Origin of the sequence: Planococcus sp. MB-3u-03 (genome assembly GCF_002833405.1) — a bacterium.
GTDB lineage: Bacteria > Bacillota > Bacilli > Bacillales_A > Planococcaceae > Planococcus.
In genome coordinates this window covers 2,144,821-2,160,682 of the sequence record NZ_CP025135.1, presented here as the reverse complement: position 1 = coordinate 2,160,682, position 15,862 = coordinate 2,144,821, and the positions used below count along the sequence as shown (strand labels likewise).

Sequence of the window (15,862 nt, the reverse complement as noted above, 5' to 3'; positions counted from 1 at the left end):
TTGCCATAAATTTGGTTTGAAACCGATTCCATTGGAAAAAATTAAATTGACAGATGGACAGAAAGTCATGGTATCATGAAAGTTGAAAGAAACTATAGATAAAGGGAGGCCGATTTATGTTAAACAAAAAGTTTGGATTCTACGCGACTGTCGCTTTGGCCGGATCCGTATTCCTAGCAGGCTGTGGAGACGATGCAGCAAATGAAGGAGAAGGCGGCGGAGCAGCTGAGCCGGAATTCATCAGTGTATTGACTGGTGGAACAACAGGCACTTACTATCCGCTGGGCGGAGCGATGGCAACGATCATTGAGAATGAGACAGGCATCGATACAACTGCCGAAGTGTCCCAAGCATCTGCAGCCAATATGACTTCACTAGCTGATGGCACGGGCGAAATCGCTTTTGTGCAGACAGACACGGCTTTCTACGCATCTGAAGGAACGAATATGTTTGAAGGAGAAGTCATCGACAGCGTCTCAGCTATTGGTGCACTTTACCCAGAAACAATCCAAATCGTAACGACTGAAGGATCAGGCATCGCAGCGTTTGAAGATTTGGCCGGCAAATCGGTATCAGTCGGCGCACCTGGTTCAGGTACTTATATCAATGCTGAGCAATTGCTTGAAATCCATGGCATGACGATGGACGATATCGATGCACAGAACTTGGACTTTGGCGAGTCGCAGGAAAGCTTGCAATCCGGGCAAATCGATGCAGCATTCATCACAGCTGGAACGCCGACTAGTGCAGTTGAAAGCTTGAGTGCAACTTCCGATGTCAATATTGTTCCTGTAGCAGCAGACAAAGCAGCTGAATTGATCGAGAAATATCCATATTATGCAGAGGATGTAGTTCCATCCGGCACATACGGATTGACTGAAGAAGTCCCGACCGTTTCTGTTCTTGCCATGCTTGTCGTACAGAACGACATTTCTGAAGACACAGTCTATGACATCACAAAAGCAATTTATGAAAACACAGATCAAATTCAACACGCTAAAGCAGAATTCATCAAGGCCGAAACAGCTCTTGATGGCATCGGGATCGACATCCATCCTGGCGCTCAGCGTTACTTCGATGAAGTAAACCAATAAGAATTGATCAGAATAACAGGCGATAAAGCGCAAGCTTTATCGTCGTTATTTATTTTTTGTCGCTAGGGGGATCATCTTGCGGAATAACAGAATTCTCAAAGTCCTTCTTATATTAACCATCCTCATCCTTATCTGCTCCGCACTATTCTTCATCCCATATCAGAAACACTTCGTCTTCATCGATTCGGAAACAAACGAGATTGCAGCGCGCGTTCCAGTTATAGAAGACCGCTTCAAGATCCGCTATACGCATTCGATTCATCTATCGGATGTGATCGAAAGTTACCGCCTTGATGATGAGGGGCAACTGGTGATGACGGAACTTGAGTACGAAGATTTCAATATCGGCATGCCGTCGAATGCAGGAGAAGGGGAGCGCTTTGTCGAAAAAGACGGGAAATACTTTATTGAGGATATGAAGCGGAAGCTGCCCGAATTCCGGTTGCTAGTCGGGGACGTGGACGCGGAACTCGCTTTCCTAATCGCAGGAAAAGAACTCGATTTAAAGAAGAGTTTGGAAAGAGGCAAGATCTACACATTCCGTGCCCAGCGCCTATCCATTTATCAGCAATTAGAAGGAGTGAACATCTATGAGTGATAAACTATCGCCAGAAGAGAGAGAAGAGAAAAAACTTCCGCCGGAAGACGAAAGCCATATCTCGGAGGAGAAGCAAAAAGAAATTCTCCAGAAGTACGATCCGGAGTCGAACACCCGTGATTTGTCGGGCATAATCAAACATGTCGTGTTTTTCGGGCTTTTGGCCTTTTCATTATTTCAATTATATACGGCTATTTTTGGTCAATACACAGCGTACATCCAGCGCTCCGTCCACTTAGGGTTCGCGCTATCACTTATTTTTCTATTATTCCCTTTGCGACGCCGTAAAGGAGCACGCCATAAGGTAGCCTGGTACGACTATATTTTAGCGCTATTGGCAGTGGGAGTGGGGGCATATTGGCCAATTATGTACGACGATCTGGTCTTTCGTATTGGGCGTGTAACAGAGCTCGATTTGATTGTCGGGATATTGGCAGTCCTGCTTACCTTAGAAGCAACGCGTCGAGCAGTAGGGATGCCAATTACCGTAATTGCAGGTCTATTTCTGGCTTATGGCTTCTTCGGTCCATACTTTCCAGGATTCTTGCGCCACCGCGGTCAAGATTTAGATTCAATGATTCAATTGATGTTCTTTACCACTGATGGCATTTTAGGAACACCGTTGAGTGTATCTGCTACATTCATTTTTACATTCTTGCTCTTCGGTGCATTTTTGGTCAAAACCGGGGTCGGCCAATATTTCAACGATCTTGCAGTTTCCTTAGCGGGTGGATTGACAGGCGGCCCTGCAAAAGTGGCGATTTTCTCCAGTGCCCTGCAAGGAACAATTTCAGGAAGCTCGGTCGCAAACGTTGTTACATCAGGGTCTTACACGATCCCGATGATGAAAAAGCTAGGATACAAGAAAGAGTTTGCAGGCGGCGTGGAAGCAGCTGCTTCTACAGGCGGGCAGCTCATGCCTCCGATCATGGGTGCTGCAGCATTCTTGATGGTAGAGTTTATCGGAGGAATCACTTATTGGGAAATTGCTAAAGCAGCGGCCATTCCAGCTTTGCTGTACTTTACAGGTATTTGGATCATGACTCACTTTGAAGCAAAACGGATTGGGCTAAAAGGCTTGCCTAAAGACGAGCTGCCGAATCGGAAAGAAGTATTGAAAAAGATTTATTTACTGACGCCGATTATTGCCATCATCTTGTTCTTATTGTCAGGAATACCGACCATGCAGGCAGCGTTATATGGTATTTTGCTGACCATTTTCGTAAGTGCATTCAATAAAGAAACAAGACTTGGCTTTATGGATATCATTCATGCACTAGTGGACGGAGCTCGAACGGCTCTCGCAGTCGCGGCAGCTACAGCCGCGGCAGGAATTATAGTCGGAGTAGTTGTCAAAACGGGATTGGGTCTGTCATTGGCGAACGGATTGGTTTCTGCCTCAGGCGGTAACGTCCTATTGACACTATTCTTTACCATGTTGGCAGCTATCGTATTGGGGATGGGATCACCAACTACAGCAAACTATGTAATTACCTCTACAATTGCTGCCCCTGCAATCATTACCTTATTGATGATTGATGAACCGGCTGGAGCAGCCGTACCGGTAGTCGTGGCATTGTCTGCCCATCTATTCGTTTTCTATTTCGGGATCATTGCAGATATCACGCCTCCTGTGGCGCTGGCTGCGTTTGCTGCGTCTGGCATCTCGGGTGGCGAACCGATACGAACCGGTATTAATGCTGCCAAGCTAGCAATTGCAGCCTTTATTATCCCGTATATGTTTGTTCTGTCTCCAGAATTATTGATGATTGACACTACCTGGACACAAGTCATTTGGGTGTTAATCACTGCTATTACAGGAATGATTGCCATCGGTGCAGGTGCGATAGGCTATTGGTATCGCAAGCTCAGATGGTGGGAAAGAATCGTTGCTGTAGCTACAGGATTAGCACTGATTTACCCGGAAGGCTTTAGTGATCTAATTGGCGCTGCTGTATTTATCGTACTTCTTGCACTACAATGGATGTCGAGAGACAAAGAAAACACCAAGCCTCAAACGGCATAATAAAAAAAGATGGAAGCCCGCGGGCTTCCATCTTTTTTTTTGCGGCCATAAAAAAACACCAACCGGAAAACCGGTTAGTGTTTTGTGCAGCGCGCAGCATGCGTATGATGATTCCTACTGGGCTCGAACCAGCGACCTCTACCCTGTCAAGGTAGCGCTCTCCCAGCTGAGCTAAGGAATCGCAATCTCAAGGACATTTATTATTATATATGCCAGTTTGAAAAAAGACAATAGCTTTTGTGAAAAAACTTTCAGCTTTTTAAAACCGGCATTATTTCTCAGCTTTCCAAGAACAAGCTCCATTCAATTGTCGTGCGATTGCCAATCACAGACCAGTATTCCAACGCAGCGCCCGTTCCGCTGAGCGAATTGAACTCCAGCGCCAGTCTTGCAAACAAAGGGCCCCAAAATGGAGCGGGAATATTGCCGATGAGCGGAATCTGCGGCTGCCACTGCACATCTACACCCGTGGAAAATCCCTGTCCTGCTATTTGCAGCAAACTGTAGAATTCAGCGAGTGCTTCAGTTGGATGGACTTGCAGGTAGAATCGCTCGCCCTCTTTGGAAAATCCGATATCGCTTGCCTGTAAAGAAAGAGCAGCAGTGCTTTGGGCAATCGGTTCTAGTGCTGCCTTCAATTGAAGCGGGGGCGTATTTTCATATGCCAGCAAAGGGATGTGTGGCAATTGCAACGCCAGTTTGGAATTCGGCTGGCGCAGCTGTCTTTGAAGGTTTTCGATCATTTTGGAGCTGCGATAATCAAGGCGTAAAACAAGCAATTGCATCGTATTCCTCCTCTGTTTTACTGCCCGGAACTGCGGAAACCAGCATTTCTGGCTTGTTGTTCGGTGCAGAACCATTGTTCAGGATTGGTCTCTTCATAGGAAGGAGAACCGGGCATGTGATAAATTTTATTGCCGCTTCGGTTGATATTGCCTTTGATGCGGCAGTCATCAGCGGTATCGGTATTGCCTGCTTCAGTTTGCCCGAATGCCTCAGCATTGAATCCGCGGTCCGTCGAATAATTTTCGTATTCCCATATACCGATTTCAGCATCTTTCGCTTCAGACTCGGCGTCGCGGAATTCATCGACATAGCGTGTATTCGGCGGGAAGATATAAGCGACGCGGGCGAAACCTTCTTCAAGCAATTGTTCCTGTACGCTTTCCCCATCAGCGTAAAAATACGCGAGCAGGCGGTCGTAGTCATCGAAACGGTCGCCGGCATCGAATTCAATCTCGACTTGCTGTGCTTGTTCGATCAGTTCCCGATTGCGCTCGGTTGCTTCTGGGCCGAGTGGCTGCTCGCCGAACCTCGGGTGATTTGTTTCCGGTGTATCGACCAATAAATAACGGGCGGTGGTTTCTTTGCCGTCGTAAATGATTTTTACGGTGTCTCCGTCGATGACCTCGGTGACTTCAACAGCGGTCCTGCCGGCAGTGCCGCCTGTCTCAGTGGTGTCAGGCCAAGTGCACCCCGACAACAACAGTAGGCTGATCAATAATAAGAAGAATGGTTTCATGGCAATCCCTGCTTTCTATCTCGAATTATAGCGAAAACAAGTGCAGGCGACAACGAGCGGACAGGATTCCATAAAAAAAGCGCTTGCTCCGCATCTTTCCGGATCAAGCGCTGCTATGTACTTGCAAACTGGCCGAACATTTTCATTGCTCTAATGTGGTCGTGGTTTCACCGAAATACAATAGGCTGTCTTCGTTGATTGTTTCCAGCTTTTCTTTGTCGACGCCCATTTCCAATGTGCCTGTAAAGATCGGCTCCCACCAGTTTTTCTGCTCGTTCATGATGCTTCCTCCTATTCTGCCGAATGTAATTGTTTGACTATTCTATACCCCGCAAGGTTACACTTATAAACAATGAAACGAAAAAAAGGGGCGATGGCTTTGATAGCGATTGGGATTATTGGCGCTGGCATTGTCGGGGAGCGCATCATTAAGCAAATTCAGCAAGACGATGCCGCACAGGTTAAAGCGGTTTATGATACGGATAGGGATCGGCTGAAATACATTAAAGAGCAATATGGCGTAGCCGTCACCGATTCCTTGGATGATTTGTTCCAAACTACCATCGATTGGGTCTACATCGGCACACCGCCAAACAGCCATGCAGAGCTTGCAGAAACGGCGGCAAGAAGAGGCTTGCATGTGTTATGCGAAAAGCCGCTTGCACACGATGCAAAGGCCGCACAAGCGATGGCGGAGTCTGCGACAAACAATCGGATCCACACCGCCATGCATTTTCCGCTGATGTATTCACCGATCGTCCGCGATATGGCAGTGCGCATCAAAAGCGGAGATATCGGAAAAGTCCGCCGCATCGAATTGCAAACGGTGTTTCCAGAGTGGCCGCGGGCGTGGCAGCAAAACCCATGGATTGCCACGAGAGACCAGGGAGGATTTGTGCGGGAAGTTTTTCCGCATTATTTGCAGTTAATGCACCGCTTGTTCGGGGCATTGGAGATTTCGGCGCATCAAGTTGATTTTCCGGAAGACGCTGAAAAATGCGAAACCGGAATCATCGCCCACGGCAAGACGCAGCAAGGTTCGCCGTTTCTGCTGTCCGGCATGAGCGGGGCAGGCCAGAACGAGTTGCTGCAGTTTAAAGTGTATGGCGACGAAGGGGTGTTGACGCTTGAAAACTGGTCGCGTTTGTACCGGGAAGAACGAGGGAAAACACGTGTAGAGGTACAAACCGAAAATACTGTGCCTTCACTCTTTGATGAAATGAAAGAACAATCGACTTTCCTCGTCGGCTTTGACGAAGGCTTAATCGTACAACGTTATATCGACCAATTATTGCAATGACCCACAGGAGGTTTTTAATAGTGAATTTTACAGCCAATGAGGTAGAAGATATGATAGCCGACCAGCGTGGCTATTATTTTACAGGCGTGACCAAATCGGCGGATTTCCGCATTGCGCAGCTGCAACGTCTAAAGGCAGCAATCCAAGCGCATGAAGACGATATTATCGAGGCTTTGCAATTGGACCTTGGAAAAAGCGAGTTTGAAGGATATGCCACGGAAGTGGGCTTCGTGCTCGATAGCATCGGCCATATGACGAAGCATCTTGAAGATTGGATGAAGCCTGAACAAGTTAAAACGCCGATCCACCTGCAGCCAGCAAAAAGCTTCATCATCCGTGAACCCTATGGATCGGTACTAGTCATCGGCCCATTTAATTATCCGTTCCAGTTAGCGATGGAACCGCTTATCGGCGCCTTGGCATCAGGCAATTGTGCTGTTGTCAAGCCTTCTGAGGCAACGCCGAACGTGGCACGTATGATCCGAAAGGTCTTAGAGGATAGCTTTCAACCCCATTACGTGAAAGTGGTCGAAGGGGAGCGCGAGGAAGTAACCGCATTGATCCATGCATCATTTGATTATATTTTTTTCACCGGCAGCGTGCCGGTCGGGAAAGTGGTCATGAAAGCCGCATCCGAGCGGCTTACCCCGATTACCTTGGAGCTCGGCGGCAAAAGCCCGGCAATCGTCGACCAGACCGCTAACCTGGAGCTTGCGGCAAAACGTATTGCCTGGGGGAAATTCATGAATACTGGACAAACTTGCGTAGCGCCGGATTATCTTTGTATCCATGAGTCCGTGAAAGAAGACTTCATGAAAATCTTTATCCAGACAATCCGCAAATTTTACGGCGACAATGCACAAGACAGTCCCGATTATGGCCGCATCGTCAATGAAAAACATCACGACCGGCTGACGGAAATCCTGAATAAGGAACGAAGCCATATTGTTTACGGCGGCGACTTTGACCGCGCCGACCGCTATATCGAGCCTACCTTGCTCGATGGCATACACTGGGACAGCCCATCGATGGAAGATGAATTGTTCGGGCCGGTCTTGCCGATCATCACTTACAACGATTTGCCGCAATTGTTGCGGGACATCCGGCGCTTGCCGAAGCCGCTTGCTGCTTATTTGTTCTCAGAGAACGACCGGGCTGTCCGATTCTTCCTGGACCAATTGCCATTCGGCGGCGGCTGCATCAACGATACCGTCTCGCATGTCGGCAGCCATTACTTGCCATTCGGTGGAGTGGGCCCGTCCGGAATGAATTCCTATCATGGCAAAGCAAGCTTTGAAACTTTTACACATGCCAAATCGATCGTCAAGAAGTCAACGAAACTATCGACCAATCTGACGTATCCCCCTTATAAAAACCGGGCGAAATGGATCCGGACAGTATTGAAGTAGAAAGCGGCCTTTAGGTCGCTTTTTTCTTTTTGAACCTGCTATGATTAAGAAAAAGGGGGTGCGCAGATGACGCAGCGCATATTGATTGTGGAAGATGAAAAAAGCATCGCCCGCGTCTTGGAACTGGAACTGAAATTCGAAGGCTATGATACGGGGGTCGCTTTGACCGGTTCCGAAGCCCTGATCCATTTCAGGGAACAGGAATGGGATTTGGTGCTGCTCGATTTAATGCTGCCGGAAATCCACGGCCTCGATGTCCTGAAACGGATCCGTGCATCTGATGCTAAGTTGCCGGTCATTTTGCTGACCGCTAAAAACGATGTCAAAGATAAAGTGGCGGGGCTTGACCTGGGTGCCAATGACTATGTAACGAAACCGTTTGAAATCGAGGAGCTGCTTGCCAGAATCCGCGCCAACTTAAGGGTGAAAAATCCAGCTGATGAAAATTTGCACCGTTTTGAAGAGCTCACGCTTAATGAAAGCACACGGGAAGTCGTAAGAGCGGGGCGGCAGATCGAATTGACGCCTCGTGAATTCGATTTGCTATTGTATCTGATGCGCCATCCGAAGCAAGTGCTCGGCCGTGAACAATTGCTGAATGCGGTGTGGGGCTATGATTATTACGGCGATACGAATGTCATCGATGTCTATATCCGTTATTTGCGCAAAAAGATCGATTTCGGCGAAGATGCCACTTACCTGCAGACCGTGCGTGGCGTCGGGTATGTCTTAAAGGAGCAGCCGCATGAAGCTCAAGCATAAAATTCATTTGTCCTCGACTTTGTTGATGTTCTTCGTGCTGCTGATTTTAGCAGTCGTCATTTACTATTCCTTCAGCAGCCTGGCGTACGAAACGGAAGTCGAACGGCTAGAAGCTGAAGTGGAAGTGATGGTCGCGAAGTTCAATGCCAATAATAATGAAGAATTGCCGGATAATATTTTGCGCGCCTACGTGCCGGTCGATGGCTTGATTAAAGAGAAAAATGGAAGCAGCGGCTTGCTGAATACAATTATCCAGGATCCATCTGTCAATGTAGAGTTTCCAAATGATGTCAAAGGCGCTTCGGGAAGAATGGCCGTTGAAGGCGAGCAATTTGCATACGTAACGGCACCGGTCATCTGGCCAGGCGGTGAAGTAGTGGAATTGATCGTTGCCCAGTCGCTCAGGGAAGTGACGGCAAACCTCGCGACGTTGCGGCTCGTGCTCATCTCCGTCACGCTGCTCTCGATGATCCCGATTTTCCTATCGAGTGCATTGCTTGGGCGCGTGTTGACCCGCCCGATCGAGGGACTTACTGGGACGATGCGCCGCATCCAGCGCGACGGATCTTTTGAGAAGCTGCCCATAGCGGGAGAGTCACGGGATGAATTGAGCCAAATGGGCGTCACTTTTAACGAGATGATCGGTTTATTGGAAGAAAACTACCGCAAACAGGAAGAATTCGTTTCCAATGCCTCCCATGAACTGAAAACGCCGCTGACGGTCATTTCAAGCTATGCTGATTTATTGCAGCGCAGGGGTTCGCAAGACCCAGCGCTACAGGAAGAAGCCTTGACGGCCATACGCAACGAAACGGAACGAATGCGCCAGCTGATAGAACAATTATTGCATATCGCACGGCGCAGCCAAGCCCAAATGGATTGGCAAAAAACTGATTTACAACCAGTTCTCCGCCAAGTCATGACGGCAATGAACGCTTCCTATGACAGAGAATTTCGATTGCAGGCGCAGCAGTCGCTGATTGTCGAAACCGACGTCCAGCAACTCAAGCAATTGCTTTATATTCTCCTGGACAATGCCCGCAAGTATAGCGAAGCCAGCGTTGATATGGAGGCGGGGACGGACGGTGCGGTATATATCAAAATCCGTGATTATGGCGTCGGCATCCCGAAAGAATCCCTGCCTCATGTGTTTGAACGCTTTTACCGCGTCGACAAAGCGAGAAGCCGCGAGACAGGCGGATTTGGGCTTGGCCTCTCACTCGCCAAGGAATTGGCTGATTCGCTTCACCTTCAACTCGAGATCGACAGCATTGAACAATTGGGAACGACGGTAACGATCGTTTTCTCAGGGAATTTTAATGTTGGGCAGTTACAATCAGGGCAGGAGGGATGATCATGCGAAAATGGTGGGCTATCGGAATAGTCATCACCGTATTTTCCATCGCGGCGCTGGCCTTTTTCCTGTTTCCGAGAACGGCTGCCGATTCCGTAACGATGGATGAAGCGGCACAATCGATTGAACAGCTTTACGGCGGTGCGATTGAAAATGCAACTGAAACAGAAGGGTTTTACCAGATCGAATTCAAGCGAGACGATGGAACGTATTTAGCAGCCATCAACCGTTCCGATGGACAGGTTGAATCGCTTGAATTACTGGAGAAAACTGGTCCTGCAAAAGTGCTTTCTGAAGAGCAAGCAAGCGAAGCAGCCTCAGCAGCAGAGCCAGGAGAAATAAAAGAAATCCAATATATGGAAAATGGAAATCGGTACGAAGTGGAAATCCATAGCGAAACGGAACGGAAAATCCTGGCCATTTCTGCAGAGTCCGGGGAAGTGCTGGATGTCCAAACAGAATCGCTGGAACCCCCATCCGAGCCTGAACCGGATTCAACGCCTGCAGAACAAGAACCGGAACGCATCATCAGCCAGGATGCGGCAGTCGCTATCGCACGTGAGACCTTGAACGGGACGGTCGATGAAGTCGAATTTGCCCAGACAACGGACGGCGGTTATTATTTGGTTGAAATGGATGACGACGCATCCGATCGGGAAGCGACCATCCAAATCCACGCGATTCGGGGAGAGACGATGACAGTGGAATGGGATGATTGAGAAAAATTGAATGAAAACCGTTTTCATGCAGTCGGAGCTGATGGCAAATCAGTTATGATTGGAGCTGAAAACGGTTTTTTGAATAGATTGTGCTGAATCCGCCTGTTCTCATGAATTTCTCATCTTGGTCTAAGCGCAGCTTAAGCTTTGGTGGTTATATTCAAAGTAACAACAGAACAGGAGGAGATTAAGATGAAAAAATTAATCTATGTTTCAGCAGCGGCAGGAATTTTGGCATTCGGCGGGACTGTTCTTGCAGATACAGACGACACAGGAGCGAAGTTGAAGACGCAAAATGTCCAAGGTGAACAGCTATTCGAGGATTCAGATGATCGCTCTAATAGGCAATCGGCAGATGACGCTGCGCCAGCAGAAGCTAGCGCCAAAGAACAAGCCGGAACAAATGGCCAGGCGTTCATCGGAAAACAGCAAGCGATCGAAGCAGCACAAAGCGCAGCTCCAGGAAAAGTGGAAGAGGTAGAGCGTGAGGATGATGACGGCTGGGTGTATTACGAAGTAGAGCTTGAAGATGGAAAAACCGATTACGATGTCATTGTGGATGCTGCGGATGGGACTGTGGTGTCGGTAGAAGCCGATGACGACAACGATGATGATGATGATGATGATAGCCGCTACGATAACGACGATGACGATGACGAAGACGAAGACGACGACAATGACGACGATGATGATTGATATAAGAACCAAAAAACCTCCCGCCCTAAAAATCAGGCGGGAGGTTTTTAGGTTTTCATTGTTCCGGCAATAGTGGCAAAGTGACGATGACGCATGCGCCTCGTTCTTCCGTGTTGTCGATCGCTAAGCTGCCGCCATGTTCTTGTGTGATTTTTGGGAAATCAATAAGCCGAGGCCGGTTCCTGTAGCTTTCGTCGTATAGAATGGTTCGAATACACGTTCCGCCAGTTGAGGCGGGATGCCGGGACCGTCGTCTTTGAAATGGATCTTCAGCTTCGCTGCATCGCGAATGGCAGTTATTCTCAAGGTGCCGCCGTCTTCCATAGCTTCAATTGCGTTCTTCAATAAGTTAATGAACACTTGTTTTAAGTGATGTTCTTCGCCTTCCGCATTATAAGGGCCTGAGACTTCCGTTTTGACTGAAATATCATGGAGCACGAATTCCGGCCCGAACAGGAAAATGCATTCATCGAGAATTTTCCCGATATCGAGTTGTTTCTTTTGAGGCGCTTGCGGTTTTGCAAGGATCAGGAACTCGCTGATGATCAAATTGATGCGGTCGAGTTCCGATTGCATCAATGATGTATAGCTCGGGTAGCGGTGGTTCGGGTCGTTATGCATCATTTGGACAAAACCTGAAATGACTGTCATCGGGTTGCGGATTTCATGTGCCACCCCGGCGGCAATTTCACCCGCCATTTTCAGTTTTTCCGTTTGCAACAGCATCCGTTCTGTTTCCTTCCGGTAGCTGATGTCTCGGGAAATAACAGACGTCGCGATGACCTGTCCTTGTGAATCGAAAATCGGTGACAGCGTGATTTGTGCCGGGAAACGGGTGCCATCTTTTTTGACATCGTCCGTTTCGAGCGTGAAACTTTCGCCTTGCCGCACTTTTTCGGCTCGCAATTCCGCCGCTTCCGCGTGTTCCGGCGGATAAAGCGCAAGTACTTTTCCCAGGCATTCTTCTGCAGTCCAGCCGTATAATTGGACAAAAGCGGGGTTGATCGCAATGATGCGCCCTTCAAAATCAAATACGGCGATCGCGTCTTTTGCGGCTTGGAAGAACAAGTCCAGATAGCCTTCTTTTGAAGTGAGCGCTTTTTCCATCGATGCATTGCGCAATTCCAGTTGTCGCCAATAATTGCTGAAATAAAAGCTATGCAAAATCGTCAGCAGCATTACCAGGCCGAAAAACATCAGCATCGACACATGGATATACTCCAATGAACCGCTCGTTTGAAAGCGGCCGAAGACAAATGTCAGAAGGGCCACTTCGATGATGGTCAGGAGCGAGAGTGCGATGATGGACCGTGTATCGTTGTAAAGGGAAGCCGCAACGATCGGTATGATGAAGTAAATGGCCGTGACAAATGACAGCGATTCGAATTGCAGAATTAAAATATAGGCATTTAACGCAAACAATATGGCAAAACGCAACCGTGAAGGGGGTAATTTCGTATATAGTAGAGTGAAGAGTACCGAGTAGGCGAGCATGCCGAAGATCGGCGCTATAATGGAAGCGTTGAAGTCGACGAAATAATTGAGCACCAAATGGGCAAGGCTGCCAAAGCCGAACAGATGGATAAATAATTGATTGCGCTTGCGGGTTGTCAGTGAGCGTTCCATAATTGCACCTCATCATGCTAAGAGTCTTACTCATCTTACTATAGTCGGGACTGTGCGAAAATGGCAGTTTTTGATATGATTAAAAAATCAGGGAGTGATTAGATTGGCTTTTAACTGGAAAGAACAAGAAACGATCAGCACCTTGGAGAAACTGGTGAACATTCCAAGCCCCTCCGGCTACACGATGCAAGTGATGGATTTCGTCACGGATTTTTTTGACCAGGCAACTATTCCATACATAATCAGCAATAAAGGCGGCGTCATTGCCACGATCAAAGGACAGGACGACAAGCGCCACCGCTTGCTCACGGCACATGTCGATACGCTCGGTGCGATGGTGAAAGAAATCAAACCATCGGGGCGCTTAAAGCTATCGCTTGTCGGCGGATTCAAATTCAATGCCATCGAAGGCGAGAATTGCCTGATCCATTCAGCCAGCGGCGAAACGATCACCGGCACGATCCTGCTTCATCAGACGACTGTCCATGTGTATCGTGATTCCGGTACAGCGGAACGCTCGGCCGACAATATGGAAGTGCGCTTGGATATCAAATGCAATTCCGCAGAGGATGTCCGCAATCAGGGCATCGAAGTGGGCGATTTCGTCTCATTCGACCCGCGCTTCACGAAAACGGAAAGCGGATTTATCAAATCACGCCATTTGGATGATAAGGCGAGTACGGCACTTTTGCTGGAATTGGCGAAGCAGGCGGCAAACGGCGAATCCTTGCCGCAGACGACCCATTTCTATATCTCCAATAATGAAGAAATCGGCTATGGCGGCAATTCCAATATTCCGGTGGAGACAGAGGAATACATTGCTGTCGATATGGGGGCGATTGGAGACGGGCAGGCTTCCGATGAATTCACGGTCTCCATTTGCGCAAAAGATTCAAGCGGGCCTTACCACTATGGGCTGACACGCCAATTGATCGCATTGGCGAAAGAACAGGACATCGATTACAAAGTGGATATTTATCCGTATTATGGATCCGATGCTTCTGCAGCAATCGGGGCAGGGGCAGATGTGAAACACGCCTTGTTCGGCCCTGGAATCGAAGCGTCCCATGCGTACGAGCGAACGCATACCGATTCATTGAAAGCGACGGCAGCGCTTCTTCATGCGTATATCAATTCACCGCTCGGGTCATAATACTAGGAGGATTTCAGATGGACAGCAAGCAACTATTTTTTAATATTCCAATTTCATCCATAAAAGGAGAATTGCCTCAATCCATTTCCCATATGACAATGGATTCCAGGGAAATTGTCCAAGGCTCTCTTTTTGTCTGCATTAAAGGCTATACAGTCGACGGGCATGATTTCGCCGAACAAGCGGTAAACCAGGGCGCATCGGTCATATTGGCGGAAAAACCGCTGGCTATAGAAGGGGCAGTTGTCGTCACGGTAGCCGATACGAGCCGTGCGCTCGGCATTTTGGCAGCTCGTTTTTACGGGCACCCTTCCAAGAAGTTGAATATGATCGGCGTGACGGGGACGAACGGAAAGACAAGCGTTGCGGGCATGCTGCACGCGATGCTCATGGAGCTTGGCAAAACCTCGGCTTTAACCGGAACGATCGGCTTTAATTTAAACGGGGAATTGCACCCGTCGGCGAATACGACGAGCGATGCATTGACCACCCAGCAAATGATCAGCCGCGCTTTAGAGGCGGGCAGTTCCCATATGACGATGGAAGTTTCTTCCCACGGGCTCGTCTTGGGCCGCTTGGCCGGTGTCGAGTTCGATACCGCAATTTTCACGAACTTGACGCATGACCACCTGGATTTCCATGGAACGATGGAGGAATATGGACACGCCAAAGGGCTGCTGTTTTCACAGCTTGGACAGGATTTGACGCAGAACAAGCGGGCGGTGCTGAATGCAGACGATGAATGGTCAGAGAAGTTTGCAGCCATGACGCCTTTTCCCGTCTTTACCTACGGTTTGGAAAATGAAGCGATGTTCCGTGCCGCTGACATCCGCTTGGAAGCGAAAGGGACGTCCTTTACATTATTATGCCCGCATGGTGAATTTTCGGTTGAGATGAAATTGCTTGGCCATTTCAACGTCTACAATGCACTGGCGGCTATTGCCGCATTGTCTGCAGAAGGCTATCCGATTGAACAGGTGATTGCAGCACTCGAAGCCATTTCGCCAGTCGAAGGCCGCATGCAAAAAGCGGAAATCGATGCCCCGGTATCGGTCTTCATCGATTATGCACATACACCGGATGCGATTGAGAAAGCCATTGCCGCTGTTGAGGATTTCAAGACCGGCCGTCTTATTTTCTTAGTCGGTACGGGAGGCAACCGCGATAAGACGAAGCGGCCAATCATGGCAGAAAAAGCTTCGGTCGCAGATTACGTCGTGTTGACGACAGACGATCCTCGCTATGAACCGTATGGCAGCATTTTAAATGATTTGGCAGCCGGCATGCAGCATGACCAATATGCGTGCATCGGGGACCGTGAACAAGCGGTGCGCCACGCAGTGCAGCAAGCGCAAGCAGGCGATATCATCATTTTGGCCGGCAAAGGGCATGAAGATTACCAGATTATCGAAAATACGAAATATCCGCATAGCGATAAAGAAATAGCAGAACAGGAAGCCCAGCGTAAATTCGGATCATAAAATGGAACGGAGAAAAATCGAAGCATTTTTCTCCGTTCATTTTTGCGTTTTTGCCGGTGTCGCTTTCCGCAACTTCAGGCGATAGTTCTTGTTTTTTGCACGTCCCTTCTCTAAGATAGAGA

The 15,862-nt window shown here is 48.5% G+C and carries 15 protein-coding genes and 1 tRNA gene; 11 read left to right on the top strand and 5 right to left on the bottom strand.

The genetic code is table 11. The features are described from left to right. Positions 1-116 precede the first annotated feature (116 nt). The 3 genes from CW734_RS12140 (at position 117) to CW734_RS12130 (ending at position 3,718) form a co-directional block, all read left to right on the top strand. The gene (locus tag CW734_RS12140) at positions 117-1,094 is read left to right on the top strand and encodes a TAXI family TRAP transporter solute-binding subunit (RefSeq protein WP_101190656.1); all 978 of its coding nucleotides are present in this window, start codon (positions 117-119) and stop codon (positions 1,092-1,094) included. Between the two features lie 76 nt (positions 1,095-1,170). Next, positions 1,171-1,692 (top strand): DUF1850 domain-containing protein, encoded by a 522-nt coding sequence (locus CW734_RS12135; RefSeq protein WP_101190655.1) that lies wholly within the window; start codon positions 1,171-1,173, stop codon positions 1,690-1,692. Further along, positions 1,685-3,718, top strand: coding sequence for a TRAP transporter permease (locus CW734_RS12130; RefSeq protein ID WP_058383416.1), 2,034 nt, complete (start codon positions 1,685-1,687; stop codon positions 3,716-3,718). Before CW734_RS12135 ends, CW734_RS12130 begins: the two co-directional genes overlap by 8 nt. 108 nt (positions 3,719-3,826) lie before the next feature. On the opposite strand, the gene CW734_RS12125 is transcribed toward CW734_RS12130, so the two are convergent. The 4 genes from CW734_RS12125 to CW734_RS18485 form a co-directional block, all read right to left on the bottom strand. Continuing rightward, a tRNA-Val gene (locus CW734_RS12125) sits at positions 3,827-3,899 on the bottom strand. A 97-nt stretch (positions 3,900-3,996) separates the two neighbouring features. Continuing rightward, the gene (locus CW734_RS12120) at positions 3,997-4,503 is read right to left on the bottom strand and encodes a hypothetical protein (protein WP_101190654.1); all 507 of its coding nucleotides are present in this window, start codon (positions 4,501-4,503) and stop codon (positions 3,997-3,999) included. 17 nt (positions 4,504-4,520) lie between these two features. Beyond that, on the bottom strand, positions 4,521-5,240 hold the full coding sequence (locus CW734_RS12115) for a thermonuclease family protein (RefSeq protein WP_101190653.1): 720 nt from the start codon (positions 5,238-5,240) through the stop codon (positions 4,521-4,523). A 142-nt stretch (positions 5,241-5,382) separates the two neighbouring features. Continuing rightward, positions 5,383-5,520, bottom strand: a complete 138-nt coding sequence (locus tag CW734_RS18485; protein ID WP_180956215.1) for a hypothetical protein — start codon at positions 5,518-5,520, stop codon at positions 5,383-5,385. Positions 5,521-5,619: 99 nt separating this feature from the next. On the opposite strand from CW734_RS18485, the gene CW734_RS12110 reads away from it, so the two are divergent. The 6 genes from CW734_RS12110 (at position 5,620) to CW734_RS12085 (ending at position 11,480) form a co-directional block, all read left to right on the top strand. Then, positions 5,620-6,540: a Gfo/Idh/MocA family protein gene (locus tag CW734_RS12110; protein ID WP_101192187.1), complete on the top strand. Its 921-nt coding sequence runs from the start codon at positions 5,620-5,622 to the stop codon at positions 6,538-6,540. Between the two features lie 20 nt (positions 6,541-6,560). Then, entirely contained in the window at positions 6,561-7,949 is a 1,389-nt protein-coding gene (locus CW734_RS12105; protein WP_101190652.1) for an aldehyde dehydrogenase, read from the top strand. 66 nt (positions 7,950-8,015) lie between these two features. Next, positions 8,016-8,711 carry a response regulator transcription factor gene (locus tag CW734_RS12100; RefSeq protein WP_101190651.1) on the top strand — a complete coding sequence of 232 codons (696 nt, stop codon included), beginning with the start codon at positions 8,016-8,018 and terminating at the stop codon, positions 8,709-8,711. After that, positions 8,695-10,065, top strand: a complete 1,371-nt coding sequence (locus tag CW734_RS12095) for a sensor histidine kinase (protein ID WP_101190650.1) — start codon at positions 8,695-8,697, stop codon at positions 10,063-10,065. Before CW734_RS12100 ends, CW734_RS12095 begins: the two co-directional genes overlap by 17 nt. 2 nt (positions 10,066-10,067) lie before the next feature. After that, positions 10,068-10,784: a PepSY domain-containing protein gene (locus tag CW734_RS12090; protein ID WP_180956214.1), complete on the top strand. Its 717-nt coding sequence runs from the start codon at positions 10,068-10,070 to the stop codon at positions 10,782-10,784. Positions 10,785-10,976: 192 nt separating this feature from the next. Next, entirely contained in the window at positions 10,977-11,480 is a 504-nt protein-coding gene (locus tag CW734_RS12085) for a PepSY domain-containing protein (protein WP_101190648.1), read from the top strand. 123 nt (positions 11,481-11,603) lie between these two features. Here CW734_RS12085 and CW734_RS12080 read toward each other — a convergent pair whose 3' ends face one another. Then, positions 11,604-13,106 (bottom strand): PAS domain S-box protein, encoded by a 1,503-nt coding sequence (locus tag CW734_RS12080; RefSeq protein ID WP_232787043.1) that lies wholly within the window; start codon positions 13,104-13,106, stop codon positions 11,604-11,606. Between the two features lie 103 nt (positions 13,107-13,209). Between CW734_RS12080 and CW734_RS12075 the strand changes: the two genes are divergently transcribed. Together CW734_RS12075 and CW734_RS12070 are read left to right on the top strand one after the other, a co-directional pair. Then, the gene (locus CW734_RS12075) at positions 13,210-14,259 is read left to right on the top strand and encodes a M42 family metallopeptidase (RefSeq protein ID WP_101190647.1); all 1,050 of its coding nucleotides are present in this window, start codon (positions 13,210-13,212) and stop codon (positions 14,257-14,259) included. 17 nt (positions 14,260-14,276) lie between these two features. Beyond that, a complete protein-coding gene (locus CW734_RS12070) occupies positions 14,277-15,740 on the top strand; it encodes a UDP-N-acetylmuramoyl-L-alanyl-D-glutamate--2,6-diaminopimelate ligase (protein WP_101190646.1) in 1,464 nt (487 codons plus the stop codon). Positions 15,741-15,862: the final 122 nt, after the last annotated feature.

Excerpts from the sequence above, each read along its gene's own strand:
- CW734_RS12115 (WP_101190653.1), bottom strand. The coding sequence starts at position 5,240 with ATGAAACCATTCTTCTTATTATTGATCAGCCTACTGTTGTTGTCGGGG.
- CW734_RS12100 (WP_101190651.1), top strand. The coding sequence starts at position 8,016 with ATGACGCAGCGCATATTGATTGTGGAAGATGAAAAAAGCATCGCCCGC.
- CW734_RS12085 (WP_101190648.1), top strand. The coding sequence starts at position 10,977 with ATGAAAAAATTAATCTATGTTTCAGCAGCGGCAGGAATTTTGGCATTC.
- CW734_RS12140 (WP_101190656.1), top strand. The coding sequence starts at position 117 with ATGTTAAACAAAAAGTTTGGATTCTACGCGACTGTCGCTTTGGCCGGA.
- CW734_RS12080 (WP_232787043.1), bottom strand. The coding sequence starts at position 13,106 with ATGGAACGCTCACTGACAACCCGCAAGCGCAATCAATTATTTATCCAT.
- CW734_RS12095 (WP_101190650.1), top strand. The coding sequence starts at position 8,695 with ATGAAGCTCAAGCATAAAATTCATTTGTCCTCGACTTTGTTGATGTTC.
- CW734_RS12090 (WP_180956214.1), top strand. The coding sequence starts at position 10,068 with ATGCGAAAATGGTGGGCTATCGGAATAGTCATCACCGTATTTTCCATC.
- CW734_RS18485 (WP_180956215.1), bottom strand. The coding sequence starts at position 5,520 with ATGAACGAGCAGAAAAACTGGTGGGAGCCGATCTTTACAGGCACATTG.
- CW734_RS12070 (WP_101190646.1), top strand. The coding sequence starts at position 14,277 with ATGGACAGCAAGCAACTATTTTTTAATATTCCAATTTCATCCATAAAA.
- CW734_RS12120 (WP_101190654.1), bottom strand. The coding sequence starts at position 4,503 with ATGCAATTGCTTGTTTTACGCCTTGATTATCGCAGCTCCAAAATGATC.
- CW734_RS12130 (WP_058383416.1), top strand. The coding sequence starts at position 1,685 with ATGAGTGATAAACTATCGCCAGAAGAGAGAGAAGAGAAAAAACTTCCG.